Here is a 26,782-nt window from a genome sequence, read left to right as displayed (position 1 = left end):
GTTTCAGTTGCGCAATCCAGCCTCGGATCATCGTCGCCCCCCGGCTGCGGGCAGCCTTTCACGAATGATCGTTGTGATCTCGATCAGGATGGACGAGTTCTTGTCCAACACCGCCCGCGTGGCCTGATCCTTCTGCAAATCGCGATAGAGCAGATAGAAGACCAACAGCACCCATGGGCCGTGCTCGGCCACAAGCTTTAGGATCAACTCACTTGCCATTGCGGCGATCCATCCAGTCTTTCAGCGCCGCATTGCCGGTCACATCAACTGATCCGCGCACAACTTCGCGCGGCACGTTATCTTCTTTGACTGCGTGAGTTATCGCCCCCTCAGGGATTTGGACCGCTGCTTGGGGAACCTCTAACGGATCATCCGATGCCGCACGCAGCCCATTTGCCTTGATCAGCACCTCGGCAATCGAGCGCTGAAACTCTTGCCCTTTCACCTGCTGACGCGCACCAAAATAGAAACTGACAATCGCCCCCATCAGCCACCAAAGCGGCTCGGGGACCAAGGCAACGCCTTGCATCCGGGCCGCAAACCACACCGGATCGACCATTGCCGCCGCGAACAGCCCCAGCGTCGACAGGGCCAAGGCAGGGCGCGGCACGCGGTTCAAGCCATCCATGAAGCGGTCAAACCACCCTTTCCGCGCATGCGCGAACTCGGCAGCAAAGGCCTCGATCGCGGCCATTTGCAGGCCAGCATCCCGGGCGGACGCGGCTTCTGCATTCTCACGAAACACTTCTGCTGTCTCGCGAACGACATTGCCACGCCCACCAAACAGCACGTTGAACACACCGCCCATCAGCCCCATGCCCGCACCCTTTCCTTGTGATCTGCATCTGTGAAGTGATAGCGGGGCGCGATGAATTCTTCAGCGCGCTTGATCCAGCCGCCCTTGCCCCCATCCCGGCGACGCGCATATTTGCGCGAGGCATGGCGACGATCTGCCAAGCGATAGTAATAATTGCGCCGTTCGATCCCATAGGCATCCACCAGATGGTCCGGCGCAGCCTTCATCGCCGATCGCGCAATACGCAACGTCTGAGGGCCAAGGGCCCCATCTTGCGCCAGCTCATATCCCATTTTGTCAAACAACCGTTGAAGAATTCGCACCGCATTGCCGCCTGCATTGACATACATGTCAAAGACCGTTGCTTGCAGCGGATCAGGAAGATCGCCAATCCTGGGCTTGTGGAAATAGTGCTTTAGAAAGATGTCGCGCGCCTGAGCACGGGTCAGACGCCTTACATCTGCAGGCGTGATTTTACCATCGCCATTCAGGTCCAACCCCAGTCGGCGCATTGTGTGGATGGTCACCCCGAAATTTGTCGCCCCGCCGGGATCATCGGGATCATTCACATAGCCGCCTTCACGGGCGACGATCTGATCTGCAATTTCTGTAACGCTCTGCATCCGGGCCCTTCCCCGCGTTTGGAACACGGGAATAAGGCTGCGATTGTCAGGTTAAGAATGTGGAAATTACGAGTCCGGCTCGACGTAGACGCCACTTTCTTTCAGGCTGTCCACGACTTCCTTTGGCATATATTCCTCGTCATGTTTGGCAAGGATTTCAGAGGCTTCGAAGATGCCGCCCACATAGGTTCCGGTGCCGATCATACCTTGATTTTCGGCAAACAGATCGGGCAACACGCCGGTATAGCGCACAGGCACAGTCTCGGCTCCGTCGGTCACGGAGAAGCTGACCGTCTCACCCTGTCCGCGCACGATTGTCCCTTCAGAGACCAACCCACCCATGCGGAACACCTCATCCGCGCGGGGCGGTTCAGCGATCACTTCGGTGGGCGAGCGGTAATAGTTGATCCCGTCTTGCAACGCATAGCCAATCAATCCCGTCGATAAGGCAAGCGCCACAAAGGCCAGCACAATGATCTGGACGCGGCGGGTTTTCTTCAGGCTTTTAAGACCGGCCATGTCTGGCTCCTTCTTAATGGCGTTGGCTTACGGGAAGACGGGTGGCGACATCAACCCGGTGACTTCACTTTCACCCAACATAAGGTTCGCGTTTTGCAGCGCTTGCCCTGACGACCCCTTGCACAAATTGTCCAAAGCCGACACGACCAATGCACGTCCAGGAATACGATCGCCCACAACACCTAAATGGCATTGATTCGACCCCATTACCTGCCCCATTCCGGGTAATTTTCCTTTCGGTAGCACAGTCACGAAGGGTTCGTCTTGATATTGCTCAACCAGTGCCGCGTGGATCGCCTGTGCATCTCCATCCACATAGCAATCAGCCAGAATTCCCCGGTTCACCGGCACCAAATGCGGCATGAACTGGATGCGCACATCGCGCCCTGCCAACTGTGAGAACTCTTGATCGAACTCACCTAAATGGCGGTGCGTTCCACCCTGCGCATAGCCCAACACATCGGTCGAGCGTTCGGCGAACAGCATGTTTTCTTTCAAAGACCGCCCAGCGCCCGAGATCCCGTTCTTCAGGTCACAGATAATCCGGTCCAGATCAATCAGCCCGGCCGAAATCAACGGACGCAGCGCATATTGCACGGTCGCAGCGTTGCAGCCGGTCCCGGCCACCAGACGCGCGTTTTTGATGTCATCGCGATAGAACTCGGTCAGGCCATAGACCGCAGTCTTCTGCAGCTCGACCGCCACATGCGGCGCGCCATACCATTTTTCGTACTCTGCCGGATCGCGCAGACGGAAATCAGCGCCCAGATCAACGACTTTCACGCTGTCGGGCAGATCCCGTACCAGTGCTTGGCTCAGGCCATGAGGCAATGCGGCAAAGGCCAGATCCACGTTCGAGAAATCAATCTCGCCCATTTTCACAAGCTTCGGCAAGTTCAGATGGCGTAGATGAGGATAGACCTCCGACATCTCTTGCCCGGCCTTACGGTCGGCGGACAGGGCAACGATCTCCATCGTCGGATGGGTGGCGATCAGGCGGACAAGCTCGGCTCCGGTATAGCCGGACGCACCAAGAATGGCGATTTTGTGGGTCATTTCGACCTCCTGCGAATTCGACGGATAAATAGGTGTTTTGCGCGCGCCTTGCAATCAGGCGGCTTCGAAAGCGATCTTTCGTCGCAGAAACTGCGTCGCGCGGTTGGACACCTGAACAGGGTCACCAGTGGTCAAGAACTTCGACACGTTGCCTGTTCCGCGCATATTCGGGTGACGCTCAAGGTAATCCGCAAGGCTTTCCGCCACCAAATTGGCTTGGCTATAGACCTTCACGTCCGCGCCCAACGCGCTCTGGAACTCCTGCTCCATCAACGGGTAATGGGTACAGCCCAGAATGGCGGCCTCGGGCGTGGGCATCTTGCGTTTCAACGCATCCACATGGCTACGCACAAGCGCCTCGGCAAGGATCAGGTCCCCGTCTTCAATCGCATCCACGACACCGCCGCAGGCCTGCGCCTCGACATCCACGCCGATGGCGCGGAAGGCCAGTTCACGTTGAAACGCGCGGCTAGACACGGTGGCGGGTGTGGCAAACAGAGCCACATGTTTCACCTCGACCTCGCGCGGGGGCGAGTTGTCGCCCCAATCCCTTTCGGTCAACGCCTCGATCAGCGGAACGAAAACGCCCAATACGCGCTTGTCTGTCGGGATGCAGCTTTCCTGCATCCGGCGAAGTGCCGCCGCCGAGGCCGTATTGCAGGCCAAAATGACCAGATCACAGCCCTGATCCCACAAGGCCGACACAGCCTTGGTTGTCAGGTCATAAATATCATCGGCGTCCCGCACCCCATAAGGCGCATGCGCGCTGTCCGCGTAATAGACAAAATCTACATCTGGCAGGCGTTTTGCGACCGCATCCAGAACCGTCAATCCGCCCAGACCACTATCGAAAATGCCAACTGTCATTGCCTTACGCCCTATGTTTTTCCTCGAACTCGAACCCATAAGCACCTTGGGCGCCGGGGGTCTGGGACAAGGCATAGGTCCGATCGCGCAGGAAATCCATCATGGATTTGGCGTCTTTTGCATATTCGCCCCATTCACCAGGTAAAATCGGCTGTCCGATTGACAGGCGCACTGGCTTGTCCACCCGCTTGCCAAATTCACGGATCAACAACGCCATTCGAAGAGTCGTATGCAGATGGCTGGCCACTTGGAAGCTGCGCGAGTTATGGCCGTGAAAACAGATCGGAATAACGGTCGCGTTGGACTTGGCAATCATCCGCGCTGTGAAACGTCGCCAACCGGGGTCAAGCGGCATGCCGAAGGGTTTTTGCGCGGTCGATACGGTGCCTCCGGGAAAGATCCCAATCGCGCCGCCATCTGCCAAATAGCTGCGCGCTGTGTTGCGTGTCTCAAGGTTCACCTTCATCGCCTCGCGGGTTTCTGCGAAATCGACAGGCAGAATAACCCGGCTTAGATCATCAGCCTTGCGGAACACCTGATGTGCCAGAATGCGGAAATCGCCGCGATGACGGCTAAGGATATGGCCAAGTACCAGCCCATCCAGAATGCCGTATGGATGGTTGGCGACCACGATCAACGGACCCTCGCGCGGGATCCGATCAAGTGAACCTTCAACAACATCCAGCGACAGACCATAGCGATCAACCATCACTTGCCAAAAGTCCCGCCCCTGCGCGACTTCCGCATCATAGCCATCCGCCCGCTTGATCAGACGCAGACGCCCGGTTGCGTTTTCCATAACGCGGATCACCGCACGGCCCGGGCGTGTTTCAGCACTGTGAGCATAGGTGATATCGCGGGCAACTTGTCTGCTCATGGCCTTATCCTTGGTCAGATGCTTTGCCTGTCAGTCATATGTAACACCGATATGTCAGTCCAGATGACTATTCAGCAGCGTCTTGCACCGGTCCTGCACCCTGAAACTGCGCCCAAAGCGCCTGGCGGCGCGTTTCTGCGGCGGCAACGCTTGCATCCTTCACCGGACCAAAGCCCCGGATGGACTGCGGCAACGTTGCGATTTCCAAGGCAACCTCGATATTGGCCTCGGTCAATCCTGACGCCAAGCGCTGCATATCCGTCTGGTAATCAGCAATCAGCCGGCGTTCGGTCACCCGTTCATCAGACCGTCCGAAGGGGTCAAACGCCGTGCCGCGCAGGTGTTTCATCTTTGCCAAAAGTGGCGCCGCTTTTTCAAACCACCCTCCGAACCCACGTTTCTTGGGGCGACCGTTGGGATCTGTCCCATTCAAGATCGGAGGGGCTAGATGATAGGTCAGCTTCAGATCGCCATCGAACTCGGCCTCTACCTTCGCACGGGTTTCGGTCAGCAGTCGCGCAACCTCGTACTCATCCTTATATGCCAATAGCTTATGATAGCTTTTCGCCACGGCCTCTTGCAGCACTTCCGGCATCGCAGCCACGAAGTCGCGATAGGTCTTCGCCAACGCTGCGTTTTGATATTTCACCAGATGATTTGCACGGAAGTCTACAATCTCGGCCAGAGTTTTTGGCAGTTCGATGACATCTTCCCGCGTGAACTTTGCGGCCTCTTCTGGGAATGCCACCGCCCAGCGACCTAACTCAAACGCACGCTTGTTGCGTTCAACCGCCTGCCCGTTCAGCTCAATCGCGTGCATCAAAGCGTCATATGTCAGTGGTACATATCCCGCCTGCCAAGATGCGCCCAACACCATCATGTTGGAAAAGATGCTGTCCCCCATCAGAACCCGTGCAAGCTCGGTCGCGTCGAACATCGACAATCGATCCCGCAGGCGCGCCTGGAGTGACAGCTGAAGCTGATCGCCCGGTATCGTGAAATCCGTATCGCGCGTAAATTCGCCGGTCACGGTTTCATGGCTATCCACCACGGCCCCGGTGCGTCCAGTTTTGGTCAGCCCCAAAGTGGTCGAAGCCGCCGAGACCACAAGCTCGCACCCGATCAGCGCATCACATTCCCCGGTTGCCACACGAATGGCCGAGATGTCTTCGGGCTTTTCCGCCAACCGCAGATGTACGGTCACCGCGCCACCCTTTTGGGCCAGCCCCGCCATCTCCATCATACCGGCACCCTTACCGTCGATATGCGCGGCCTGCGCCATCACGGCGCCGATGGTCACAACGCCAGTGCCGCCGACCCCGGTGATCACCGTGTTGAACGTGCCCTTGATCTTAGGCAGCTCTGGCGCGGGCAGATCCGGCACATCAACCTCGGCCGTGGCGGCCTTTTTCAGCTTCGCACCCTCAACGGTTACAAAGCTGGGGCAGAAGCCGTTTACACAGCTGAAATCCTTGTTGCAGCTGGACTGGTCAATGGCTCGTTTACGGCCCAGCTCGGTCTCGACCGGGACGATGGACACGCAGTTCGACTGCACGCCGCAATCCCCGCAGCCCTCGCAAATATCCGTATTGATGAAGACCCGCTTGTCTGGGTCGGGAAACTGCCCGCGCTTGCGACGACGGCGCTTTTCGGCGGCGCAGGTTTGGATATAGAGGATGATCGACACCCCCTTCAATTCCCGGCATTTTTCCTCGATCGGCAGCAGCTCGGCCCGTTCATGGAAACTGACACCGCTTGGGAATGCACTGGGCAAGACATCTTCTTTGTCATCATAGACGACAAAGACATTTTCCACGCCCATCGCCAGCACTTCGCGGGCAATCCGGGGGGCGTCCAGCTCGCCCTCGTTCGTTTGGCCACCCGTCATTGCGACCGCATCGTTGTACAGAATCTTGTATGTGATGTTCACATCCGCCGCCAAAGCCGCGCGGATCGCCAGAATGCCAGAGTGGTTATAAGTCCCGTCGCCAAGGTTTTGGAACACATGCCCGGTTTTCGAGAACGGAGCCTCGCCGATCCAATTCACGCCCTCGCCGCCCATCTGGGTCGAACCAAGCGTCTCGCGGTCCATCCACTGCACCATGTAATGGCAACCAATCCCGGCATAACCGCGGCTGCCTTCTGGCAGTTTAGTCGAGGTATTATGCGGGCATCCCGAACAGAAATAGGGCAAACGCGCCGCGATATTGGGCGCGTTATCCGCCCCGCGCGCTTGTGCCAGAGCCTCTAGCCCTGCCTTTACGGCCTCGGTCCCGCGCCCCTCTTCAACCAGAATATCGCCCAGCTTTTCGGCGATCATGATCGGGTCCAGCGCGTAACGCGTCGGGAACAGCTCCAGCTGTCGCCCGTTCTCCCACGTGTCGCCTTTGTGCCAGCCATAGACACGCCGCCCACGCCGGTCATCAAAGATGGCTTCCTTGATCTGCACTTCAATCAGCTTACGCTTCTCTTCCACGACGACGATCAGGTCCAACCCTTCGGCCCATTCATGGAAAGACTGCATATCCAAGGGCCAAGTCTGCCCGACCTTATAGGTGGTGATGCCCAGCCGCTCGGCCTCTGCCTCGTCCACGCCCAGCAGGCTGAGCGCATGCACCAGATCCAACCAGTTCTTACCCGCGGCAACGAAACCGATTTTCGCGCCCGGATTTCCCCAGACACGCTTATCAATCCGATTTGCTCGCGCATATGCTTCAGCCGCGAACCGCTTGTAATCGATCATCCGCGCCTCTTGTGGGATGCGATCGTCAATCAGGCGGATATTCAGCCCACCCTCAGGCATATCGAAATCCGGGGTGATCAGTTGTATGCGGTCCACGCGACCATCCACAACGGATGTGGCTTCGACCGTGTCCTTCATCACCTTCAGCCCGGCCCATAGCCCCGAAAAGCGGCTCAACCCATAGCCATAGATGCCATAATCAATGATCTCCTGCACGCCAGCAGGGCTAAGCACCGGGATATAGGCGTCCACCATCGCCCAGTCCGACTGGTGCAGCACGGTCGAGCTTTCGCCCGTGTGGTCATCCCCCATCGCCATCAACACGCCACCATTCGACGCGGATCCAGCCATGTTGGCGTGACGCATTACATCGCCGGTGCGATCCACGCCCGGCCCCTTGCCGTACCACAGACCGAAGACACCATCGCGCGCACCTTCGCCGCGCAGCTCGGCCTGTTGGCTTCCCCACAAGGCGGTGGCGGCCAGATCTTCGTTCAAGCCCGGCTGAAACAGCACATCGTTTTCAGACAGCACGCGTTCGGCCCGCGACATCCACAGGTCCACCGCACCCAGTGGCGACCCGCGATAGCCCGTGACATAACCCGACGTATCCAGCCCGGCACGGCGATCGCGTTCCCGCTGTGTAAGCATCAGCCGCACAAGTGCCTGCGTGCCATTCAACAGGACTTGATCCTTCGTCAGATCAAACCGGTCATTCAGAGTGATTTCTGGCTTGCCCATGCCGTACCTCCCAATACGAATAGCTTGCTGGAGTCCGCCTCCAATTTAGGTCATAGTATATGACCCATCAAAACAAATCCAATCACAATCCGTTCTGGCATTCATCACGATTCTGATGGTAACAGTATGAACAGATTACACGTAATAGGGATTGGTTCGTTCGCCATGGACTGGGATAAACTCAGAATATTTCACGCCGTGGCAGATGCGGGGTCGCTTACCCATGCAGGCGATGCGCTTCACCTGTCGCAATCCGCTGTCTCGCGTCAGATACGCGCGTTGGAAGAAGGGCTGAACGCCACTCTGTTTCACCGGCATGCGCGTGGACTGATCCTGACCGAACAGGGCGAGCTCTTGTTCGACGCAACCAAAGCGATGAGCCACCGGCTGGACGCTGCAGTTGCACGTATCCGCGACAGCAAAGAAGAAGTATTCGGCGAATTGCGTGTCACAACGACGACAGCTTTTGGATCGATGTGGCTGGCCCCGCGCCTGCCCAAGCTTTATGATGCCTATCCCGATCTGCGCATTGATTTGATGCTGGAAGAACGCGTTCTGGACCTTCCCATGCGCGAGGCCGACGTCGCCATCCGCATGAAGGAACCTAGCCAAGCGGACTTGATCCGCAAGCGCCTGATGGATGTGCATATGCGGCTTTACGCAACGCCCCGCTATCTGGAAGCCAACGGCACCCCCGAAACGCTTGAAGATCTGTCCAAGTTCCGCTTGATCTGCCAGAACACTTCGGCAGCGCAAGTCAGCGCAGGCGCCGCCCTTGTACGCGAGCTTCTTACGCATGACGTCGGATCGCTGTTGACCGTGAATAACTATTTTGGGGTATTGCAGTCAGTTCTGAACGATCTGGGCATCGGCGTTCTACCTGACTATATCACGCATGACTTTCCTGAATTGACACGCGTTATGCCAGATATCGAAAGTAAGGATATCCCTGTATATCTTGCCTATCCGGAAGAACTACGCGCTTCAAAACGGATTGAAGCTTTCCGTGATTTTGTCACATCAGAACTGGCCGCGCAGCGCCGCAGCATGGCCAGTTGATAAATACACGCACAAACAGTGATGCGGTTGGGCAACAGATCTTCAACCAAAAATAGACGAGAGCCGAACTCTCGCTGCATTTCATTTGCATGTTAACTTTATATAATCATTGAATTATCCCGCCGCACCGATAAATTGGTGGCGCTAAACCTACGCTTTCTGCGCCGGGAGGCATGCGGAAAATGCATAGCCGCAATGCAGCAATTTACCTTGAAGCGACTCGGCCGCCCCCCTAAATCAACCTCAAAGCCGATGGTTGAGCATCGCTCTAGTCGGTTTTTACCTCCCTGTTGGACTTGGCCGGGCTTTGCCCGGCCTTTTTTTTCGCCTCGCGCCATCCAACATTGAAAACAAGGTCCAAAGCCCTTCCCCAAAGCCCGCCCTTCCCCAAAAGCGTTTCGGAGTAAACGTGGCGCACATGTTTACTCCGAAACACCTGCTCCATCGATATCTCTTGCCGCGTTTCGGCTTTGCCCTGTTGCAGGATAAAGCCGAAACGCTTTACAAGGCGCCTCAACTGCCACACTTGCGCCCACCCGCGCGAGTCGCTGCCGCTGCAACGCCGAAGGGGGATCGACCATGAGCGAGCCGAAAATCACCACAGATCTGATTGAAGCACACGGCCTGAAACCGGATGAATACGAACTGATCCTCGACATCATCGGACGTGATCCAAGCTTCACCGAACTGGGCATCTTCTCGGCTATGTGGAACGAGCACTGCTCGTATAAGTCTTCAAAGAAATGGCTGCGCACCCTGCCGACCGAAGGTCCTCAGGTCATCTGCGGCCCCGGCGAAAACGCCGGCATTGTCGATATTGGCGACGGTCAGGCCGTGGTCTTCAAAATGGAAAGCCACAACCACCCGTCCTATATCGAACCCTACCAAGGCGCAGCGACCGGCGTGGGCGGCATTCTGCGTGACGTCTTCACCATGGGCGCGCGCCCGATTGCAGCCATGAACGCGCTAAGCTTTGGCGAGGTGGATCACCCAAAAACCAAGCAGCTGGTCAACGGCGTGGTTGAAGGCATTGGTGGCTACGGCAACTGTTTCGGCGTTCCAAATGTGGGCGGCGAGGTTCGCTTCCACCCGGCCTATAACGGCAACTGCCTTGTAAACGCCTTCGCCGCGGGTCTGGCCGATGCCGACAAGATCTTCTACTCGGCCGCATCCGGCGTTGGCATGCCCGTTGTGTATCTGGGCGCGAAAACCGGTCGCGACGGCGTTGGCGGCGCGACCATGGCCTCGGCCGAATTTGACGACACGATCGAAGAAAAGCGTCCCACCGTTCAGGTTGGCGACCCCTTTACCGAAAAGCGCCTGATGGAAGCCACGCTAGAGCTGATGCAGACCGGCGCTGTCATCTCGATCCAGGATATGGGCGCGGCTGGCCTGACCTGCTCGGCCGTTGAAATGGGTGACAAGGGTGGCTTGGGCGTCAAGCTGAACCTTGAAGACGTCCCCCAGCGCGAAGACAACATGACCGCTTACGAGATGATGCTGTCGGAAAGCCAAGAGCGGATGCTTATGGTGCTGAAGCCAGAAAAAGAAGCCGAAGCGCGCGCCGTATTCGAAAAGTGGGACCTTGATTTCGCAATCGTCGGCGAAACGCTGGCCGATGACCGCTTCCTGATCATGCATCACGGCGAAGTGAAAGCCGACCTGCCGCTGTCGCCCCTGTCGGGCCGCGCACCAGAATACGACCGCCCGTGGGTTGAAACCCCAGCGGCCGACGAACTGGCCGACGTGCCGGAAATCGACGCAATTGACGGATTGAAAGCCCTGATCGGCTCCCCCAATCACGCCGCAAAGCAGTGGGTTTATGAACAATATGACCACATGGTTATGGCCGACACTGTGCGTGCGCCCGGTCTGGGTGCTGGCATTGTGCGCGTTCATGGCACCGACAAAGCCGTGGCCTTCACCTCGGACGTGACCCCGCGCTATGTGAAAGCCAACCCGCTGGAAGGTGGCCGTCAGGCCGTGGCCGAAGCCTATCGCAATCTAACCGCCGTGGGCGCGAAGCCGCTCGCCACCACCGACAACCTGAACTTCGGCAACCCCGAAAAGCCCGAAATCATGGGCCAATTCGTGGGCGCTATCAAAGGCATTGGCGAGGCTGTGGCTGCGCTGGACGTGCCGATCGTCTCGGGCAACGTGTCTCTGTACAACGAGACCGACGGTCAAGCCATTCTGCCCACCCCGACCATCGGCGCCGTGGGGCTGCTGGACAACCTTGAGGATATGATCGACGGCGTAGCCCGCGAAGGTCACGTCGCGCTGGTTGTGGGCGACACACAAGGCCATCTGGGCCAATCCGCCCTGCTGGCCGAGGTTTTCAACCGCGAAGATGGCGATGCACCCCATGTGGATCTGGATGCCGAAAAACGCAATGGCGACTTCATCCGTGCCAATCGCGAGCTGATCAAGGCATGCTCGGACCTGTCGGATGGCGGTCTGGCTCTGGCAGCGTTCGAGATGGCGGAAGCTGGTGAGGTCGGCGTGCAGTTGGACGCAGGCGATACGCCCACGCTGTTTGGCGAAGATCAGGCGCGTTACCTTGTCGCTTGTAACTTTGATCAGGCGGAAGCCCTTATGATCGAAGCCAGCCGTGCTGGTGTCCCGATCACCTCGGTCGGGCGTTTCACCGGGGACAGTGTGAAGATGGGTGGCTCGGAAGCCCCGCTGGCCGAACTGGCCCAGATCTTCCGCACCGGCTTTGATCAGGCGCATTCGTAAATGATGCAGGCAGCCCCAACTGCGGGCGACCCAGCGTCTTTGAAGGCCGATTGCGCAGCCTGTGCCGGGCTGTGCTGCGTGTCTCCGGGTTTTGATGCGGGTGATGATTTCGCCTTTGACAAACGCGCGCTTGCACCGTGTCGCCATCTGGGGACTGACAACCTGTGCCGCATTCATGAAACCCTTACGGATCAGGGCTTCCCCGGTTGCGCCAAATTCGATTGCAAGGGCGCAGGGCAATACGTGACCCAACAGATCTTCCCGCGCAAACGCTGGCGCAAGGACCGCGAAACGCTGGAAGCCGTGTCCGAAGCCTATCGCCGGATGCGCGCCATCTGCGACATGGCCGAGCTTCTGCATCTGGCCGCACGGCTGCCCCTGTCCGCGTCGCAAGAAGCAGCCCGCCAAGCCATGCTGAACCGCCTTTTACCCAAGGTCGCTTGGACAGAAAATACACTGACCGACGCAGAAGAGGCAGGCATCCTATCCGACGCCCGCACCGTCCTGACCAGCTTTCGTGACGCAGCAACCCGCCGCTAGGCCTTGCAGCGCCCCTGCCCCACACATAAGTTAGACAAAACAGATACGAGGTTTCGCCCATGGCCATGGAAGCATCCAAAATCGAAGACCTGATCCGCGCAGGTTTCCCCAACGCCCAGATCACCATCACGGATCTGGCCGGCGACGGGAACCATTGGGCGGCCGAGGTCGTGGATGAAAGCTTTCGCGACATGAACCGCGTGCAGCAGCAACGCGCCGTGAACGCCACCGTGCGCGAACAGATCGACAGCGGAGAACTGCACGCGCTGGCGCTGACCACCAAGGTTCCAGAATAATAACTCTTCCGCTTTGCAAGCGGCCTGACACAACCGATCAACGAATGCGCCCCGGCGCGTAAGGAAAATGACATGACCGACGCAAAAAACCGCATCGACGAAACCGTCAAAGCCAATGACGTGGTGCTTTATATGAAGGGCACGAAAGAGATGCCGCAATGCGGGTTCTCGTCCCGTGTGGCAGGTGTTCTGAACTACATGGGCGTGGATTATGCCGATGTGAACGTGCTGGCGGATGAAGAAATCCGTTCGGGCATCAAGGAATACTCGGACTGGCCGACCATCCCACAGCTGTATGTCAAAGGCGAATTCGTCGGCGGTTGTGACATTGTAACCGAGATGACCCTGTCGGGCGAGCTGGATACGCTGTTCACCGATAATGGCGTGACCTTTGACAAAGACGCAGCTGACAAGATCCGCGAAGCTAACGCGTAATCGAACGGGATGAAGGGGCGCTGCCCCGCATGATTTTCCTACGGAAATTCATGCTCCCCGGGATATTTGAAACAAAAAAAGGCGCGTCGGGTTTTCGGCGCGCCTTCTGTTTTGGAATTCGATCCTGGAAAGGATCAGTCCGCTTTGAACCGGTCTTCAACGGATGCGGCCATGGCCTCGGTCCGGGCCGCGATCTCGGCCAATGTGTCTGTGACGGCAGCGGGCACGACCGGCACTTCGACCTTCTGAGGCTCAGCGTTTTTCAGCGCTTCAAGTTCGCGTTCCAACTCGGCAACACGGCGTTCAGTCAGCTTGACCTTGTCTTCCATTCCCGCGGTTTTGTCCGCCAGCATCAGACCAGACATCAGCAACATGCGGCTTTCAGTCAGGTTGGAAATCTGACTGACCAGCACGGCCGCTTCCGTATCCAACATGGACGAGGCAGCTTTCAGGAAATGCTCTTCGCCTTCCTGGCAAGCCACCTCAAAACTGCGATTTCCAATAGTGATGGTGACGTCAGGCATGGGCATCTTCCTCGCTTGCAGAATCGGCTTGGGACGCGGTCATCGACGTAATTTCGCTAAGGACGGCATCCAATTCGGCCCGATCCGCCTGTTGAGTAGCTTTCAAGGCGGATAATTCTGCGCCCATCGCATCATTGATCAACCCAACCTCGACCACGCCGCTCGTCGCCGCTGCGCGCAAGGCGTCGTTGGAGTTTCGCAAATCCTGATTGCTTTGTTTCAGAGCTGCCGCAGTAGCCTCCGCCTGCGCCAATTGCTCTTGCAACTGGGCTACGACGTTTTCCACGCTGCCCAGCTTTTCGCTCATCTGAGCTTTAAGCGCAGACAATCTTTCGCTCAACTGCTCATTCGCGGTGCGTTCGTCATCAAGCTGGCGGGATAGCTGATCAATTTCACCGGACCCTGCCGACGGCTGATCCGCCCATTTTTCCAGCCCTGCATTTATCCGCTCCAGCGCTGCGGTAATGCGCGTCTCGAGTTCGGAGATATCACTCATAATAAACCCTGTATAATCCTCTTCCACCGATCTTGTCACAAGCTTGCCAAACACTCAACGCCCTGTGGCATGGTAGCGCCGTCACCCGCGATTCGCCGCCACATCTATAGTATTTTCCGGATTTTCGTCGTGACGCTGCGGCACAAGCTGCAAATACCAGCACTTATCACCGATCAACGCGCCCCGAAGCCCTGCTTTGCTTGACCCAAGCGGTGGGGCTGCTATCAGGGTCAAATCTTTACTTAGCCAAAGGACTCGGACCTTGGAAATTGCCGCTCTTGCCAAAGCCCACCCTGACCACTGGAAAAAAGCCGCTGCGATCCGCGCGTTGACGCTGGATGCTGTTGCTGCTGCAAATTCCGGCCACTCTGGCATGCCGATGGGCATGGCCGATGTGGCAACCGTGCTGTTTGAAAAACATTTGAAATTCGATCCTTCGGCTCCGCGCTGGGAAGACCGTGATCGGTTCATCCTGTCGGCAGGCCACGGGTCGATGTTGATCTATTCGCTGCTCTATCTCACCGGATACAAAGACGTGACGCTGGATCAGATCAAGAATTTCCGTCAGTGGGGTGCGATCACCGCAGGTCACCCAGAATATGGCCATGTGTCTGGCGTCGAGACCACCACCGGCCCGCTGGGCCAAGGCATTGCAAACGCTGTCGGCTTCGCGATGGCCGAGGAAATTCAGCGCGCCCATTTTGGCAAGAAGATCGTGGACCACCACACTTACGTCATTGCAGGCGATGGCTGCTTGATGGAAGGCGTTAGCCAAGAGGCGATCGGCCTTGCCGGCCGCCACGAGCTGTCCAAACTGATCGTACTGTGGGACAACAACGACATTACCATCGACGGGAAAGTGTCGCTGTCAGACCGCACTGACCAGGTTCAGCGGTTCAAAGCCTCTGGCTGGCACGTACAGGAAATTGACGGCCACGACCCCGAGCAGATCGACGCGGCCATCACCAAAGCCAAATCGACCAACAAGCCGTCGATGATTGCCTGCAAAACCCATATCGCTTTGGGTCACGCCGCGCAGGACACGTCGAAAGGCCACGGTGCCCTGACCGATGCTGAACAACTGGCCGCTGCGAAAGAAGTGTACGGCGCGCCTCAGGGTGCGTTTGAAGTTCCCGCAGACGTGAAAGCACAGTGGGAAGCCATGGGTGCACGCGGCGCAGAAGCGCATGCCGATTGGGAAGAGCGCTTCACCTCGATCTCGGATCGAAAGCAGGGTGAATTCAAGCGCGCCTATGCAATGGACGCTCCGAAGAAACTGGCCGCTGTTGTCCGCAAGCTGAAGAAAGAGGTTGCGGAAACCCAGCCGAGTGTTGCGACCCGTAAGTCGTCGGAAATGGCGCTGTCGGTTATCAACCCGGTCCTGCCCGAAACCGTAGGTGGTTCGGCTGACCTGACCGGGTCGAACAACACCAAGACCGGTGATCTGGGCGTCTTTGACACAGACAACCGTGGCGGCCGCTATATCTATTGGGGCATCCGCGAGCACGGCATGGCCGCTGCGATGAACGGCATGACGCTGCATGGCGGCATGCGCCCCTATGGTGGCACGTTCTTCTGCTTCACCGACTATGCGCGTCCGGCAATGCGTCTGGCGTCGCTGATGCGGATCCCGACCGTCTTTGTGATGACCCACGACTCGATCGGTGTTGGCGAAGATGGCCCGACCCACCAACCGGTCGAGCATCTGGCCATCTGCCGCGCGACCCCGAACAGCTATACCTTCCGCCCCGCCGACACCGTGGAAACGACTGAGGCATGGGAAATCGCGCTGACCTCGAAAGAGACGCCGTCGACGCTGGTTCTGACCCGTCAGAACTTGCCGACCCTGCGCACCGACTACAAACAGAAGAACCTGACCGCACAAGGTGGCTACGTTCTGGCGGATGCAGAAGTCGGCAAACGTCAGGTGATCCTGATCGCGACCGGTTCGGAAGTGTCGCTGGCGATGGAAGCACGCGCACAGCTGGAAGCCCAAGGCATTGGCACGCGCGTCGTTTCGATGCCGTGTATGGAGCTGTTCGCCGAGCAGGACGAAGCCTATCGTCGCAAGGTTCTGCCTGCGGGTGCTGTTCGTGTTGGCATCGAAGCTGCGGTCCGCGATGGTGGCTGGGATCGCCTGTTGCTGGGCGAACGTGGTCGTGAAGCCAAGCAAGCCTTTGTTGGCATGACCGGCTTTGGCGCATCGGCCCCGGCAGGTGTCCTGTTCGAGAAGTTCGGCATCACCACCGAGAACGTCGTCGCCAAAGCGAAAGACCTTCTGGGCTAAGCCTGGAAGTTGCAACACCAGCCAAAGATCTGCAAAGATTTCTGGCCAGATTTATCGAAACGCCCCGCCAATTGGTGGGGCGTTTTCTTTTGGCCTTTCAAACCCGCTTCAGATCAGACAGTCTGCGCCTGTTTTGCCAAAGGAAACCGATGTGCTGTCAGCTCTCACTGAAAATCACCGCGGTGCCGTTTTCATGGTCTTTGCCATGGGAGCATTTGCGCTTGAGGACATGGCCTTAAAAGCCGCGGCACGTGACATTCCAATTGGCCAAGCGGTTGCACTGTTTGGGTTGGGCGGGCTGGTGATTTTCGCCCTTATTGCCCGCGCGCAAGGTGCACAGGTCTTTCATCCGGACCTACGCTCGCCCGTATTGATCTGGAGGTCTCTATCAGAAATTGCGGGACGTTTGTTTTATGCACTGGCCATTGCGCTGACCCCCCTGTCCAGCGCATCGGCCATTTTGCAGGCAACACCGTTGGTCGTGGCCTTGGGGGCAGTGATTGTATTCAAAGAACGTGTGGGGCCACGGCGTTGGCTGGCAATCATCATTGGCTTTATTGGCGTATTGATGATCTTACGGCCGGGTCTGGATACGTTCGACCCATTGTCAATTTTTGCGGTTCTCGGGATGCTTGGGTTTGCCGGGCGCGATTTGGCCACGCGCGCAAGCCCTGCGACCCTCTCGTCCGCGCAGTTGGGCGTGGCGGGGTTTGCAGTTCTAACCGTCGCCGGATTGGTGCTGATGGCCGTCGCGGGCGAGCTGCGCCCGCTTACATTGGCGGCAGGTGGATTCCTGGTTTTGGCCACCGCGTTCGGGGTACTGGCCTATGGCGCGCTTACGCTGGCCATGCGCACTGGGGAAATCTCGGTCGTGACGCCGTTTCGCTATTCTCGCTTGCTTTTTGCTTTGATCTTGGGCGTCCTGATGTTCAACGAGCGGCCAGATCTGATGACGCTGGCAGGCAGCGCCATCATTGTTCTAAGTGGGCTGTTTCTGCTCAGCCGATCAAAACCTGAAGCCTAGGCTTTCCCTTTGAAAATCGCGCCCCAGATCGGGCCGATGACCCATGTTGCCAGCGGGATAATCAGAACCCCCAGCGCAAGACCAAGCACTCCATCCAGCGCCGCTGTTACGACCCACTTCACAAAGCCCGCGAACTGCGGCACTGCATGCGCCGCGACTTCGGCGAGATGATGAATGGTGTCATAAGGCATATGCCAACCCAGCTCATGCAGTCCGTGTACAATGATTGATCCGCCAACCCAGATCATTGCCGCCGTGCCCACGATGGTCAGAAGCTTCATAACGTAAGGCATGGATTTCACGATCCCACGCCCCAAAGACTGTGTCACGCCAAGCCGACCATTCTGCGCCAGAAACAGACCAAAGTCATCGGCCTTCACGATCAGCGCCACCGAGCCGTATACCGCGACAGTGATGCCAACAGCGGCAACCGCCAATGTTGCGGCCTCCATCCAGAAATTGCTGTTTGGGATGCCTGACAGAATGATCGTCATGATCTCGGCCGACAGGATAAAGTCGGTCTTGATTGCGCCCGCAACCTTGCTTTCTTCCAGATGGGCCGGGTCACCTTCGGGATGTTCAGCATGGTCCCATTTATGTTCATGGGGGAAGAGCACATGCCAAACCTTTTCGGCCCCTTCAAAACACAAATACGCCCCGCCCAACATCAAAAGCGGGGAAATCAGCCAAGGTGCAAAGGCAGACAGCAAAAGCGCGATGGGCAGCAGAATGATCAGCTTGTTCTTGATCGACCCCCACGCGATGCGGCCAATAATCGGCAATTCACGTTTGGCTTCGAACCCCTGCACGTATTTCGGTGTGACGGCTGCGTCGTCAATCACGGCACCCGCAGCTTTGGCGCTGGCCTTGGCCGCCTGTGCCGCCACATCGTCGATCGAGGTCGCTGCAACCTTCGCAATCCCCGCCACATCATCCAGAAGTGCAATCAAACCACTCATATACTCGCCCCGATCAATCCAGTTCGCATTTCCCGGCGAATCTAACGTACCCGCCCCAAAGGGCAAGCCCATCACTTCAAGCCCGACGGAAAAATTCGACGCCGTGAAGGTTTGCGCTAACGCCCGACCTCTGACGGTATGTTTTCGCTATCATGCTGGGAGGAAAGGTGTTTTCCGGGTTGGGTGGCTCTGCACTCGGCGGTATACCGCATATAGATCTTAGATAACCTTTGGCGGCGCACGCCAGCCACCCGTGAACGAGGAAGAACTCATGACTGTCAAAGTCGGCATCAATGGTTTTGGTCGCATCGGCCGTTGCACCCTGTCGCAGATCGCTGCTTCGGGACGCGAGGACATTCAGGTGGTCAAGGTCAACGCCACCGGCCCTTTGGAAACTGCAGCGCACCTGTTGAAGTATGACAGCGTACATGGTCGCTTCCCGAACGAGGTCGTTCTGGGCGATGGCACCATGGATGTGGGTCAGGGCCCGATGCAGATGATGTCGACCTACGACATGAACGAACTGGACTGGGATGGCTGCGACGTTGTGTTGGAATGTACCGGCAACTTCAACGACGGTATCAAAGCGAAACCGCATCTGGAACGTGGTGCAAAGAAAGTTCTGCTGTCCGCCCCCGGAACCAACGTCGACAAAACCATTGTGTGCGGCGTGAACGAGGAAATGCTGGAAGCTGGCGACACCATGATTTCGAACGGATCATGCACCACCAACTGTCTGGCGCCGATGGCCAAGGTTCTGCTGAACGCTTTCGGCATTGAAAGCGGCATCATGACGACGATCCATGCCTATACTGGCGACCAGCCAACTCTGGACCGTCGCCACAAGGATCTGTACCGCGCCCGTGCTGCTGCAATGTCGATGATCCCGACCTCGACCGGCGCAGCCAAAGCACTGGGCGAAGTTCTGCCCGCGCTGAAAGGCAAGCTGGACGGTTCGGCCGTACGCGTACCGACCCCAAATGTCTCGGCCGTAGACCTGACCGTCGTCGTTGAAAAAGATGTCACCGTTGCGGATGTGAACGCGGTGATGAAAGAACAGTCCGAGGGCGCGATGAAAGGCATCCTAGGCTATAACGATGAACCGCTGGTTTCGACCGATTTCAACCACACGGAAGAAAGCTCGATCTTTGCTGCCGATCAAACCAAGGTAACCGGTGGCCGTCTGGTGCGCGTTTTGGCTTGGTATGACAACGAATGGGGGTTCTCGACCCGCATGGGGGATCTCGCCGTGAAGATGGGTCGCATCTAACCCAACCCCCATCGAATAATTTGACCCCCGCGACCCAGCTTGCGGGGGTTTTCTTTTGCCCTCTCGTTTTGTCTTGCTCTGCCCTGTGCGACTTGCCACATTGGGCAAAACTGGCCGGAGCACCCAATTGACAAATCAGCTTGCCATCGCCCTTGGCGCCGTGATCGTGTTGCTGTGCGGGTTGGACATTTTCCTTTGGGATGGCACCTATCTGGTGTTCTTGACCCAAAAGTTCCTCGAACTGACCGAATGGATCGCTTTCTGGCGCTAGAAACCACAATACCGCGACCTTCTCCCCCTGCCCCCTTGACCTTCGCCAAAATACTGCGATGTTAGCGCTCACAATCCCATGCAAAAAATGAAGGAGATGGGCATGACGGTCAAAGTGGCAATCAACGGGTTTGGTCGCATCGGCAGGCTGGTGCTGCGCGCCCTTCATGAAAGTGGGCGAAAAGACATCGAGGTCGTCGCAATCAACGACCTTGGATCGGTCGAGATGAACGCACATCTGCTTGAATTCGACAGCGTGCATGGTCGTTTCCCGAACGAAGTCACATTTGGAGAGGACTGGATGGATGCAGGCCGCGGCAAAATCGCCGTGACCGCCATTCGCAACCCGGACGATCTTCCTTGGGGCCACGTCGACATCGTGCTGGAATGCACCGGTATTTTCACCGGCGACAAAGCCAAGATTCACCTCAACAACGGCTCAAGCCGTGTTCTGGTCTCGGCCCCGTCATCCGGCGCTGACAAAACCATCGTTTATGGCGTCAACCATGACACGCTAAGCTCGGATGACATTCACGTCTCGAACGCGTCCTGCACCACGAACTGCCTGTCTCCGGTTGCTAAGGTGCTGCACGACTCCGTGGGCATCACCAAAGGCTTCATGACCACGATCCACTCGTATACTGGTGACCAGCCGACGCTGGACACGCTGCACAAAGACCCCTATCGCGCACGCGCTGCCGCGATGAGCATGATCCCAACCACCACTGGCGCGGCCCGCGCTGTCGGTCTGGTTCTGCCCGAGCTGAACGGAAAGCTGGACGGCGTTTCAATCCGCGTACCGACGCCGAACGTGTCCTGCGTAGATCTGACCTTTGAAGCTTCGCGCGACACCACGGTGGAAGAGGTGAACGCCGCCCTTCAGGCAGCCGCAGACGGTCCTCTGAAAGGTATTCTGGGCGTGACCGAGCGCCCGCTGGTGTCCATCGACTTCAACCACGACGCTCATTCATCGACCGTTGCGCTGGATCAGACCAAAGTTCTGGACGGCAATATGGTACGCATCCTCAGCTGGTATGACAATGAATGGGGTTTCTCGAACCGCATGTTGGATACGGCGGTCGAGATGGGCAAGCACCTGTAAACGCTTGCCTTTCGGGAATTACAGCACCTGAGACAAGAACTGACGCGTCCGCTCTTCAGCTGGCGCGTCAAACATTTGGGCGGGCGTGCCTTCTTCCAGAATGCGCCCGCTGTCCAAGAAACAAACCTTATCCGCCAGCTCGCGCGCGAAGCCCATTTCATGCGTGGCAAGGATCATCGTCATACCTTCAGCCCGCAACTGCCGCAGCACATCCAGCACCTCGGCCACCAATTCAGGGTCAAGCGCGGATGTAATCTCGTCAAACAGCAGGATGTCAGGCTGCATGGCCAGCGCGCGAATGATGGCCACACGTTGTTGCTGCCCACCCGAAAGCTGGTCGGGATAATGGTCAATGCGATGGCCCAGACCGAACCGCTCAAACAACTCTTCAACGCGACCACGCTGTGCGGCACGCGACAGTCCCTTCACGCGACGTGGCGCGAGCATGACGTTCTCGGCCGCAGACATGTGCGGGAACAGATTATAGGACTGAAAGACCAGACCGATCCGCTGGCGGACGGGCTGGGGATCCAACCCCGGCTCGGCAATATCCGCGCCATCAAACCAGATTTCACCATCATCGACCGGATCCAACAGGTTCACGGCACGCAGAAGCGTCGACTTACCCGAGCCTGAGGCTCCGATCAGGCAGATCATCTCGCCCTTCGAAACCTCAAGATCGATGCCACGCAAGACCTGATGGCCGCCAAAGCTTTTGTGAATGTTCTTCAACGACAGCATGGGCCTATTGCTCCTGCTTGCGGCGTTTATTCATCAGATGATCAGCAAATCGCGTCATCGGGATGGTGATGGCCAGAAAGATGATCGCCGCCCCGACATAGGGCGTGAAATTGGCATAGAGCGACTTATAAACCCCTGCCTGCCGGAAGATCTCGACCGGGCCAACAAAAGACAAAAGCGCAACATCTTTTTGTAAAGCCACCACAAGGTTCATGTTGGCAGGCAGCACGTTGCGCAGGGCCTGAGGCAGAACCACATATCGCATCGTATCCGCGTTCGACAGGCCCAGCGACAATCCCGCCGCGCTTTGGCTTTTGTGGATCGACCCGATGCCCGAGCGGATGACCTCGGCCACATAGGCGGAGTAAACAAGGATCAGCGCCAGCGATCCCCAGATATACGGCGAATTCCACGGGCGCGGCAGTCCCAGACCGGGAATGCCGAAGCCCACAAGATAGATGACCAAAATGACCGGCAGCCCACGAAACACGTCCGTGTAGACTGCCGCGAACAGACGCAACGGATAGAACGCGGGTTTCTGGATGTCGCGACAGATCGCGATGAACAGACCAAGCAGCGCAATCAACGGCGCACACCACGCGAAGATCGCTATGTCAAGCAGGAAGGCGTCCAGAAGCCCCGGAAAGGTCTTCGCGAAGACGCCCCAGTTGAAGAAGCTCTTCTTGACGGCCTCCCACCCCGGTGCCAGCGGCACTAGAAGCACGATCGCCAGAAAAACAAGGGTGGTGGACACGCCCGCCACCCACATAGAGCGGCGGCGCAACGCAGCTTCATACCGCGCGCGCCGCCCCGGCATCGCCGGGCTGTCTTCTGCCTGAGTCATTCTGCGTGTAAGCCCGCCTTATTGGATCACTGGAACACCGGTTGCGGCCTGAAGCCACTCGGCTTCAATCTCGGCCAGCTTGCCCGACACTGACAACGCCTCAATGGCCTCATCCACGCAGGGTTTCAAGGGGCTAGCATCTGCCATCAACAGACCGAACTGATCCGGGTTTTCCGAGAAATCAGCAGGGAACTGGCCCAACAGCGCTCCGTTTTCGACGACAACCGCTGACAGATACAAAGCAGTCGGCAAATCAAACAGGGCCGCATCAATTTGATTTGCCTGCAACGCAGCAGTCACATCCGTGTTGTCATTATACAGCAGCACATCCTGATCCGGTGCGATCACCGATGCCACAACCGAGGCCCCTGTATGCGAGGCACCCGCCCCCCAAACCAACCCCTTCAGCGCGTCCATGGTCGGCGCTCCGACCTTATCAGCGACGGATTTGGTGGTCAGCACAGCCATCGCCGAGCTGTAATAGGGCAGTGAAAAGTCCACCATCTCTTCCCGCTCGGGTGTGATCGAGTATTGCTGAAGATTGAAATCAAAGCTCTTGGCGCCCGGTTGAATCGCCTCATCAAACGACGTGCGCACCCATGTCACAGCCTCATCAGCGAAGCCCATTTCGTTTGCGACGGCATAGGCCACGGCGGCTTCGAACCCCTGCTTGCTTTCCGGCGCATCATCCATAACCCAAGGGTAATACGCCGGATTGCCTGTCGCGATGGTCAAAACACCATCGGCCAGCGTCTTACCCGCAGCGCAATGGTCAGCGGCGAATGCTGCGCTGCCGGCCAGCGACATGCAAAGGGTGGTCATCAGTGTCTTCATGTCTCTCATCTCCCCAGATTGGATATTTGATCGGAGCCTAGCGCGAACCCGCCACATGTTCGAGAGAAAAGCGCAGATCACAACGCGGCCATTGACCTTCCCCATAATTTGATCAAATATCCACAACGAACTCTTTTCCGAAGAACCGGCGTCGGATGACACCCGCCGCCAAAGGAGGTTTGATGTCACCAAAGCGCCCCTTGGATTGGGCCCAGAACTTGTCCGCTGATTTTGTCGCCTACGCAGATGGGCGTCGCATTGAAGAAGTGGAGTGCATCATCCCCGACATTGTCGGAACCTCGCGCGGGAAGGCGATGCCAGCCGCAAAGTTTGCCCCAGAAACCGATCTCGCACTGCCCATATCGTTGTTTTATCAAACAATTTCAGGCGAGTATGTCGATATGGAGATCGAGAACCAATGGCTTGAGCAGGACGTCGTTCTGCGCGCAGACATGTCGACCGCATGTGCAGTGCCATGGTCAGAAGATGTCACCGTGCAGGTGATCTGCGACATGTATAACCGCGACGGATCCGTCTTGGCGTTTTCACCACGCGGTCTATTGAAGCGGATTGTGGATCTGTACTCTGCGAAAGGCTGGAATCCCGTCATCGCACCCGAGTTGGAGTTCTATCTGACCAAACCCAATCACGATCCAAACGAACCAATTGAACCGCCCATAGGACGCACCGGCCGCAAAGGCGCAAGCCGACAGGTCTATTCGATGTCGGCCGTGGACGAATACGGGCCGGTGATTGACACAATCTATGACTTTGCCGAGGCGCAGGGGCTTGAGATCGACACCGTCATTCAGGAAGGCGGTGCCGGTCAGATCGAGATCAACCTGAACCATGGCGACCCTATCAATCTGGCCGATCAGGTCTTCCTGTTTAAACGCACAATCCGCGAGGCAGCCCTTAAGAATGGTGTCTTCGCCACGTTCATGGCCAAACCAATCCGGGATGAACCGGGCAGCGCCATGCATGTGCATCAGTCGATTGTGGATCTTGAGACGGGCAAAAACATCTTCTCGAATGACGATGACAGCGCGTCGGACCTGTTCCGCTGGTTCATCGGCGGGTCGCAAAAATACATGATGGATGTGGTGCCCCTTCTGGCGCCTTATGTGAACTCATTCCGCCGTATTACGGTCGAAGGTCAGTCCGCCCCTGCCAACCTCGAATGGGCCCGTGACAACCGCACGACAGGGTTACGCGTTCCTCATTCTGGCCCTGCCGCGCGTCGATTGGAAAACCGCGTAATCGGTATGGACGCCAACCCTTATATCGCCATCGCCACATCGCTGGCCTGCGGCTATCTGGGTATGATCAATCAGATAGAGCCCCGCGCTGAAGCCGTGAAAGAGGTCTGGGAAGCCGAAGAACCCCTGCCCGCCTCGCTTCGTGAGGCATTGGACCTGTTCGACGAGGCCCACGAGATGCGCACAGTGATGGGCGAAGAGTTCTGCCGCCTGTATTCCGACATCAAACGGGCCGAGAACGAGGAATATCAACGCGAGATTTCGCCATGGGAACGCCAGCACTTGCTGCTGAATGCGTAGGCCTTTAGGAAATCTCAGACACGTGGCAGGCAGCACTACCGCCCACCTTTCTCTAAACTTGCGTGGGCGGCGCTCGACGCGGGACATTAAATCATAGAGGTGAAACATCAAAACATCACGCAGGCTTGATGCTCTGGTTTGATTGATTGGACCTGTCGCGATTTGATTTTGCAGGCAACGTTTTCGGGCTGCTCAGTCAGCAACCGCCTCGGCAAAGAAAGGGGAAAGGGAAGAAATGGGTGAACCCGCCAGGACGAGGCGGAGCATGAAGGCAAGGACTACGCCCCGATCCTCCAACCCGGTTCTCGCTGGCAGGCGTGGGCCGCGCCCAAGAAGGGCGGCCAAATTGACCGCAACGCGGCGATGACTTGATCGAGTTCGTCAACACAAAACTCTTTCCCCACCTGACAGGCTTCCACCTGACGGCTACCAACGCCGACACGCTGGAATACAAAATCGGCGAGATATTATCCGAGATCATCAACAAGTTCCGCTTGGGCTACGCCCTTTCCTTCAACACCCAAGCGCAGAAACACGAGCTGTCCAACCTCTACGAAACCCGCATCAAGAAGATAGGCAACGCGGGTCGCAATTGGGGGTGAATACGACACACCATGCCCGCTCATCCACATCCTTGCGGAACGCCTGAGTCCCCGTCACGACCAGCTCGGCGCCATCATTGGACAGGCCGATCACCTCGACCGGTTGACCAATATTGATGACACCGTGCTCAACCCGGCCAGACACCACGGTGCCTCGGCCTGGAATGGTATGCACGCCTTCGATTAGCATCATGAACGGACTGTCACTGTCCCTCACCGGGTCGGAAAGTGACGATCCATTGCATCCACCAGATCTTTGACGCACGCCAGCTCGGGTGCATCCAGGTTACCATGCTGAGCCGCCTCAAGTAGACTGCAGCGCAGACCTGAAGATGAAGGGGGCGTTTACATACCCCTGTACCTCCAGCAACGTGCCGGTTTCCTGCTCGATCGTTTGCTTGGCCGCACCTTCGGTGCAGTCAATCAACAGAATCGCGCCATCCATCTGCGACGCGCCGGTGATCACGTTCTTCACATAGTCAGCGCGCCCCGGGCAGTCGACATGGGCATAGGTCCGGGTGTTGGACTCGCACTCACGTGACTGGTGTTGATCATGATCCCACGGGCCTTTTCCTCGGGTGCCTTGTCGATCTGATCGAAGGACAAGGCATGCCCGCCCAAGTGTGCGGCCTGGATCTGCGTCAGGGAAGAGGTCATGGTCGTTTTCCGTAATCGACGTGACCGACAGTGCCGACATTCACGTTCAGTTTCATAGCCATTTCTTTTCTCCTTTGGCTCATGAGTGCCGTCACACACACGCTGGCCAAGCGCATATGAGACGGCCATTGGCATTGGCGCGCCAATCTCAAATCGGACCGGATGCGGATGGCATGTGGCCCGAAACTCAAAACCCCGGAGACGGCGGCCATCCGGGGTCAAAAATCTGAACCAAACGGGGGCCAAAGCCTCCGGAAATCTCATTCAGAGGCGGTTTAAAATTCCCATGAATCGGCTGCGGACGCGTCAGCATTGACTGATG

27 protein-coding genes and 1 pseudogene are annotated in these 26,782 nt (G+C 57.5%); 12 read left to right on the top strand and 16 right to left on the bottom strand.

The window, feature by feature from the left end; translation table 11 throughout:
- Positions 1-27: 27 nt before the first annotated feature.
- The 8 genes from FIL88_RS04030 to FIL88_RS03995 all read right to left on the bottom strand — a co-directional run bounded on the left by FIL88_RS04030 (position 28) and on the right by FIL88_RS03995 (position 8,222).
- Positions 28-219 carry a hypothetical protein gene (locus tag FIL88_RS04030; RefSeq protein WP_142852510.1) on the bottom strand — a complete coding sequence of 64 codons (192 nt, stop codon included), beginning with the start codon at positions 217-219 and terminating at the stop codon, positions 28-30.
- Positions 209-817: a holin family protein gene (locus tag FIL88_RS04025; RefSeq protein WP_142852509.1), complete on the bottom strand. Its 609-nt coding sequence runs from the start codon at positions 815-817 to the stop codon at positions 209-211. Before FIL88_RS04025 ends, FIL88_RS04030 begins: the two co-directional genes overlap by 11 nt.
- Positions 808-1,419, bottom strand: a complete 612-nt coding sequence (locus FIL88_RS04020; protein WP_142852508.1) for a holin-associated N-acetylmuramidase — start codon at positions 1,417-1,419, stop codon at positions 808-810. The genes FIL88_RS04025 and FIL88_RS04020 overlap by 10 nt, the downstream gene beginning before the upstream one ends.
- Before the next feature lie 66 nt (positions 1,420-1,485).
- Positions 1,486-1,938, bottom strand: a complete 453-nt coding sequence (ccmE, locus tag FIL88_RS04015) for a cytochrome c maturation protein CcmE (RefSeq protein WP_142852507.1) — start codon at positions 1,936-1,938, stop codon at positions 1,486-1,488.
- Positions 1,939-1,965: 27 nt separating this feature from the next.
- Positions 1,966-2,994 (bottom strand): N-acetyl-gamma-glutamyl-phosphate reductase, encoded by a 1,029-nt coding sequence (argC, locus tag FIL88_RS04010; RefSeq protein WP_142852506.1) that lies wholly within the window; start codon positions 2,992-2,994, stop codon positions 1,966-1,968.
- Between the two features lie 54 nt (positions 2,995-3,048).
- On the bottom strand, positions 3,049-3,861 hold the full coding sequence (gene murI, locus FIL88_RS04005; protein WP_142852505.1) for a glutamate racemase: 813 nt from the start codon (positions 3,859-3,861) through the stop codon (positions 3,049-3,051).
- Between the two features lie 4 nt (positions 3,862-3,865).
- Positions 3,866-4,738 carry a lysophospholipid acyltransferase family protein gene (locus FIL88_RS04000; RefSeq protein ID WP_142852504.1) on the bottom strand — a complete coding sequence of 291 codons (873 nt, stop codon included), beginning with the start codon at positions 4,736-4,738 and terminating at the stop codon, positions 3,866-3,868.
- Between the two features lie 67 nt (positions 4,739-4,805).
- The gene (locus tag FIL88_RS03995) at positions 4,806-8,222 is read right to left on the bottom strand and encodes an indolepyruvate ferredoxin oxidoreductase family protein (RefSeq protein ID WP_142852503.1); all 3,417 of its coding nucleotides are present in this window, start codon (positions 8,220-8,222) and stop codon (positions 4,806-4,808) included.
- Positions 8,223-8,387: 165 nt separating this feature from the next.
- Between FIL88_RS03995 and FIL88_RS03990 the strand changes: the two genes are divergently transcribed.
- From FIL88_RS03990 to grxD, 5 genes are all read left to right on the top strand, one after another.
- The gene (locus FIL88_RS03990) at positions 8,388-9,281 is read left to right on the top strand and encodes a LysR family transcriptional regulator (RefSeq protein WP_142853440.1); all 894 of its coding nucleotides are present in this window, start codon (positions 8,388-8,390) and stop codon (positions 9,279-9,281) included.
- 579 nt (positions 9,282-9,860) lie between these two features.
- Positions 9,861-12,020 carry a phosphoribosylformylglycinamidine synthase subunit PurL gene (purL, locus tag FIL88_RS03985; RefSeq protein ID WP_142852502.1) on the top strand — a complete coding sequence of 720 codons (2,160 nt, stop codon included), beginning with the start codon at positions 9,861-9,863 and terminating at the stop codon, positions 12,018-12,020.
- Positions 12,021-12,560 (top strand): hypothetical protein, encoded by a 540-nt coding sequence (locus FIL88_RS03980; RefSeq protein WP_142852501.1) that lies wholly within the window; start codon positions 12,021-12,023, stop codon positions 12,558-12,560.
- Positions 12,561-12,619: 59 nt separating this feature from the next.
- A complete protein-coding gene (locus FIL88_RS03975) occupies positions 12,620-12,856 on the top strand; it encodes a BolA family protein (protein ID WP_133487890.1) in 237 nt (78 codons plus the stop codon).
- Positions 12,857-12,928: 72 nt separating this feature from the next.
- Positions 12,929-13,291, top strand: coding sequence for a Grx4 family monothiol glutaredoxin (grxD, locus tag FIL88_RS03970; protein ID WP_142852500.1), 363 nt, complete (start codon positions 12,929-12,931; stop codon positions 13,289-13,291).
- 134 nt (positions 13,292-13,425) lie between these two features.
- On the opposite strand, the gene FIL88_RS03965 is transcribed toward grxD, so the two are convergent.
- Positions 13,426-13,815, bottom strand: a complete 390-nt coding sequence (locus tag FIL88_RS03965) for a cell division protein ZapA (protein WP_142852499.1) — start codon at positions 13,813-13,815, stop codon at positions 13,426-13,428.
- Positions 13,808-14,365, bottom strand: a complete 558-nt coding sequence (locus tag FIL88_RS03960; protein WP_142852498.1) for a hypothetical protein — start codon at positions 14,363-14,365, stop codon at positions 13,808-13,810. The genes FIL88_RS03965 and FIL88_RS03960 overlap by 8 nt, the downstream gene beginning before the upstream one ends.
- Positions 14,366-14,573: 208 nt before the next feature.
- Here FIL88_RS03960 and tkt point away from each other — a divergent pair, with 208 nt between their 5' ends.
- Together tkt and FIL88_RS03950 are read left to right on the top strand one after the other, a co-directional pair.
- Complete coding sequence (gene tkt / locus FIL88_RS03955; protein WP_142852497.1) at positions 14,574-16,598, top strand: transketolase; 2,025 nt, start codon at positions 14,574-14,576, stop codon at positions 16,596-16,598.
- Positions 16,599-16,803: 205 nt separating this feature from the next.
- Positions 16,804-17,622, top strand: coding sequence for a DMT family transporter (locus tag FIL88_RS03950; protein ID WP_246066659.1), 819 nt, complete (start codon positions 16,804-16,806; stop codon positions 17,620-17,622).
- Here the strand turns inward: FIL88_RS03950 and FIL88_RS03945 are convergent.
- Positions 17,619-18,581: a DUF808 domain-containing protein gene (locus FIL88_RS03945; protein WP_142852496.1), complete on the bottom strand. Its 963-nt coding sequence runs from the start codon at positions 18,579-18,581 to the stop codon at positions 17,619-17,621. The two genes, FIL88_RS03950 and FIL88_RS03945, sit on opposite strands and share 4 nt — an antisense overlap.
- Before the next feature lie 271 nt (positions 18,582-18,852).
- Here FIL88_RS03945 and gap (FIL88_RS03940) point away from each other — a divergent pair, with 271 nt between their 5' ends.
- From gap (FIL88_RS03940) to gap (FIL88_RS03935), 3 genes are all read left to right on the top strand, one after another.
- Positions 18,853-19,851 carry a type I glyceraldehyde-3-phosphate dehydrogenase gene (gene gap / locus FIL88_RS03940; RefSeq protein ID WP_142852495.1) on the top strand — a complete coding sequence of 333 codons (999 nt, stop codon included), beginning with the start codon at positions 18,853-18,855 and terminating at the stop codon, positions 19,849-19,851.
- Between the two features lie 127 nt (positions 19,852-19,978).
- Positions 19,979-20,122 carry a hypothetical protein gene (locus FIL88_RS16620; protein WP_185960835.1) on the top strand — a complete coding sequence of 48 codons (144 nt, stop codon included), beginning with the start codon at positions 19,979-19,981 and terminating at the stop codon, positions 20,120-20,122.
- Between the two features lie 102 nt (positions 20,123-20,224).
- Positions 20,225-21,223: a type I glyceraldehyde-3-phosphate dehydrogenase gene (gene gap, locus FIL88_RS03935; RefSeq protein ID WP_142852494.1), complete on the top strand. Its 999-nt coding sequence runs from the start codon at positions 20,225-20,227 to the stop codon at positions 21,221-21,223.
- Positions 21,224-21,241: 18 nt separating this feature from the next.
- Here gap (FIL88_RS03935) and FIL88_RS03930 read toward each other — a convergent pair whose 3' ends face one another.
- Genes FIL88_RS03930 through FIL88_RS03920 form a run of 3 tightly spaced genes read right to left on the bottom strand, consistent with a single transcriptional unit; the run spans position 21,242 to position 23,642 of the window.
- Positions 21,242-21,964, bottom strand: a complete 723-nt coding sequence (locus FIL88_RS03930; protein WP_142852493.1) for an amino acid ABC transporter ATP-binding protein — start codon at positions 21,962-21,964, stop codon at positions 21,242-21,244.
- Positions 21,965-21,968: 4 nt separating this feature from the next.
- The gene (locus FIL88_RS03925) at positions 21,969-22,808 is read right to left on the bottom strand and encodes an amino acid ABC transporter permease (protein WP_246066600.1); all 840 of its coding nucleotides are present in this window, start codon (positions 22,806-22,808) and stop codon (positions 21,969-21,971) included.
- A gap of 18 nt (positions 22,809-22,826) precedes the next feature.
- Positions 22,827-23,642: an ABC transporter substrate-binding protein gene (locus tag FIL88_RS03920; RefSeq protein ID WP_142852492.1), complete on the bottom strand. Its 816-nt coding sequence runs from the start codon at positions 23,640-23,642 to the stop codon at positions 22,827-22,829.
- Positions 23,643-23,824: 182 nt separating this feature from the next.
- On the opposite strand from FIL88_RS03920, the gene FIL88_RS03915 reads away from it, so the two are divergent.
- Positions 23,825-25,201: a glutamine synthetase family protein gene (locus tag FIL88_RS03915; protein ID WP_142852491.1), complete on the top strand. Its 1,377-nt coding sequence runs from the start codon at positions 23,825-23,827 to the stop codon at positions 25,199-25,201.
- Between the two features lie 368 nt (positions 25,202-25,569).
- Complete coding sequence (locus FIL88_RS03910) at positions 25,570-25,803, top strand: hypothetical protein (protein ID WP_142852490.1); 234 nt, start codon at positions 25,570-25,572, stop codon at positions 25,801-25,803.
- On the opposite strand, the gene FIL88_RS03905 is transcribed toward FIL88_RS03910, so the two are convergent.
- Both FIL88_RS03905 and FIL88_RS03900 read right to left on the bottom strand, forming a co-directional pair.
- Positions 25,766-25,996 (bottom strand): EF-Tu/IF-2/RF-3 family GTPase, encoded by a 231-nt coding sequence (locus FIL88_RS03905; protein WP_142852489.1) that lies wholly within the window; start codon positions 25,994-25,996, stop codon positions 25,766-25,768. The genes FIL88_RS03910 and FIL88_RS03905 overlap by 38 nt on opposite strands.
- 192 nt (positions 25,997-26,188) lie before the next feature.
- Positions 26,189-26,522: pseudogene (locus FIL88_RS03900) on the bottom strand (GTP-binding protein); the annotation flags it as partial.
- Between the last annotated feature and the right edge of the window lie 260 nt (positions 26,523-26,782).

It is taken from the genome of Aliiroseovarius halocynthiae (assembly GCF_007004645.1).
Lineage (GTDB): Bacteria > Pseudomonadota > Alphaproteobacteria > Rhodobacterales > Rhodobacteraceae > Aliiroseovarius > Aliiroseovarius halocynthiae.
This window is presented reverse-complemented; position numbering and strand designations above follow the sequence as displayed.

Excerpts from the sequence above, each read along its gene's own strand:
- FIL88_RS04030 (WP_142852510.1), bottom strand. The coding sequence starts at position 219 with ATGGCAAGTGAGTTGATCCTAAAGCTTGTGGCCGAGCACGGCCCATGG.
- FIL88_RS04025 (WP_142852509.1), bottom strand. The coding sequence starts at position 817 with ATGGGGCTGATGGGCGGTGTGTTCAACGTGCTGTTTGGTGGGCGTGGC.
- FIL88_RS04020 (WP_142852508.1), bottom strand. The coding sequence starts at position 1,419 with ATGCAGAGCGTTACAGAAATTGCAGATCAGATCGTCGCCCGTGAAGGC.
- ccmE (WP_142852507.1), bottom strand. The coding sequence starts at position 1,938 with ATGGCCGGTCTTAAAAGCCTGAAGAAAACCCGCCGCGTCCAGATCATT.
- argC (WP_142852506.1), bottom strand. The coding sequence starts at position 2,994 with ATGACCCACAAAATCGCCATTCTTGGTGCGTCCGGCTATACCGGAGCC.
- murI (WP_142852505.1), bottom strand. The coding sequence starts at position 3,861 with ATGACAGTTGGCATTTTCGATAGTGGTCTGGGCGGATTGACGGTTCTG.
- FIL88_RS04000 (WP_142852504.1), bottom strand. The coding sequence starts at position 4,738 with ATGAGCAGACAAGTTGCCCGCGATATCACCTATGCTCACAGTGCTGAA.
- FIL88_RS03995 (WP_142852503.1), bottom strand. The coding sequence starts at position 8,222 with ATGGGCAAGCCAGAAATCACTCTGAATGACCGGTTTGATCTGACGAAG.
- FIL88_RS03990 (WP_142853440.1), top strand. The coding sequence starts at position 8,388 with ATGGACTGGGATAAACTCAGAATATTTCACGCCGTGGCAGATGCGGGG.
- purL (WP_142852502.1), top strand. The coding sequence starts at position 9,861 with ATGAGCGAGCCGAAAATCACCACAGATCTGATTGAAGCACACGGCCTG.
- FIL88_RS03980 (WP_142852501.1), top strand. The coding sequence starts at position 12,021 with ATGATGCAGGCAGCCCCAACTGCGGGCGACCCAGCGTCTTTGAAGGCC.
- FIL88_RS03975 (WP_133487890.1), top strand. The coding sequence starts at position 12,620 with ATGGCCATGGAAGCATCCAAAATCGAAGACCTGATCCGCGCAGGTTTC.
- grxD (WP_142852500.1), top strand. The coding sequence starts at position 12,929 with ATGACCGACGCAAAAAACCGCATCGACGAAACCGTCAAAGCCAATGAC.
- FIL88_RS03965 (WP_142852499.1), bottom strand. The coding sequence starts at position 13,815 with ATGCCTGACGTCACCATCACTATTGGAAATCGCAGTTTTGAGGTGGCT.
- FIL88_RS03950 (WP_246066659.1), top strand. The coding sequence starts at position 16,804 with ATGGGAGCATTTGCGCTTGAGGACATGGCCTTAAAAGCCGCGGCACGT.
- FIL88_RS03945 (WP_142852496.1), bottom strand. The coding sequence starts at position 18,581 with ATGAGTGGTTTGATTGCACTTCTGGATGATGTGGCGGGGATTGCGAAG.
- gap (WP_142852495.1), top strand. The coding sequence starts at position 18,853 with ATGACTGTCAAAGTCGGCATCAATGGTTTTGGTCGCATCGGCCGTTGC.
- gap (WP_142852494.1), top strand. The coding sequence starts at position 20,225 with ATGACGGTCAAAGTGGCAATCAACGGGTTTGGTCGCATCGGCAGGCTG.
- FIL88_RS03930 (WP_142852493.1), bottom strand. The coding sequence starts at position 21,964 with ATGCTGTCGTTGAAGAACATTCACAAAAGCTTTGGCGGCCATCAGGTC.
- FIL88_RS03925 (WP_246066600.1), bottom strand. The coding sequence starts at position 22,808 with ATGACTCAGGCAGAAGACAGCCCGGCGATGCCGGGGCGGCGCGCGCGG.
- FIL88_RS03920 (WP_142852492.1), bottom strand. The coding sequence starts at position 23,642 with ATGAAGACACTGATGACCACCCTTTGCATGTCGCTGGCCGGCAGCGCA.
- FIL88_RS03915 (WP_142852491.1), top strand. The coding sequence starts at position 23,825 with ATGTCACCAAAGCGCCCCTTGGATTGGGCCCAGAACTTGTCCGCTGAT.
- FIL88_RS03905 (WP_142852489.1), bottom strand. The coding sequence starts at position 25,996 with ATGATGCTAATCGAAGGCGTGCATACCATTCCAGGCCGAGGCACCGTG.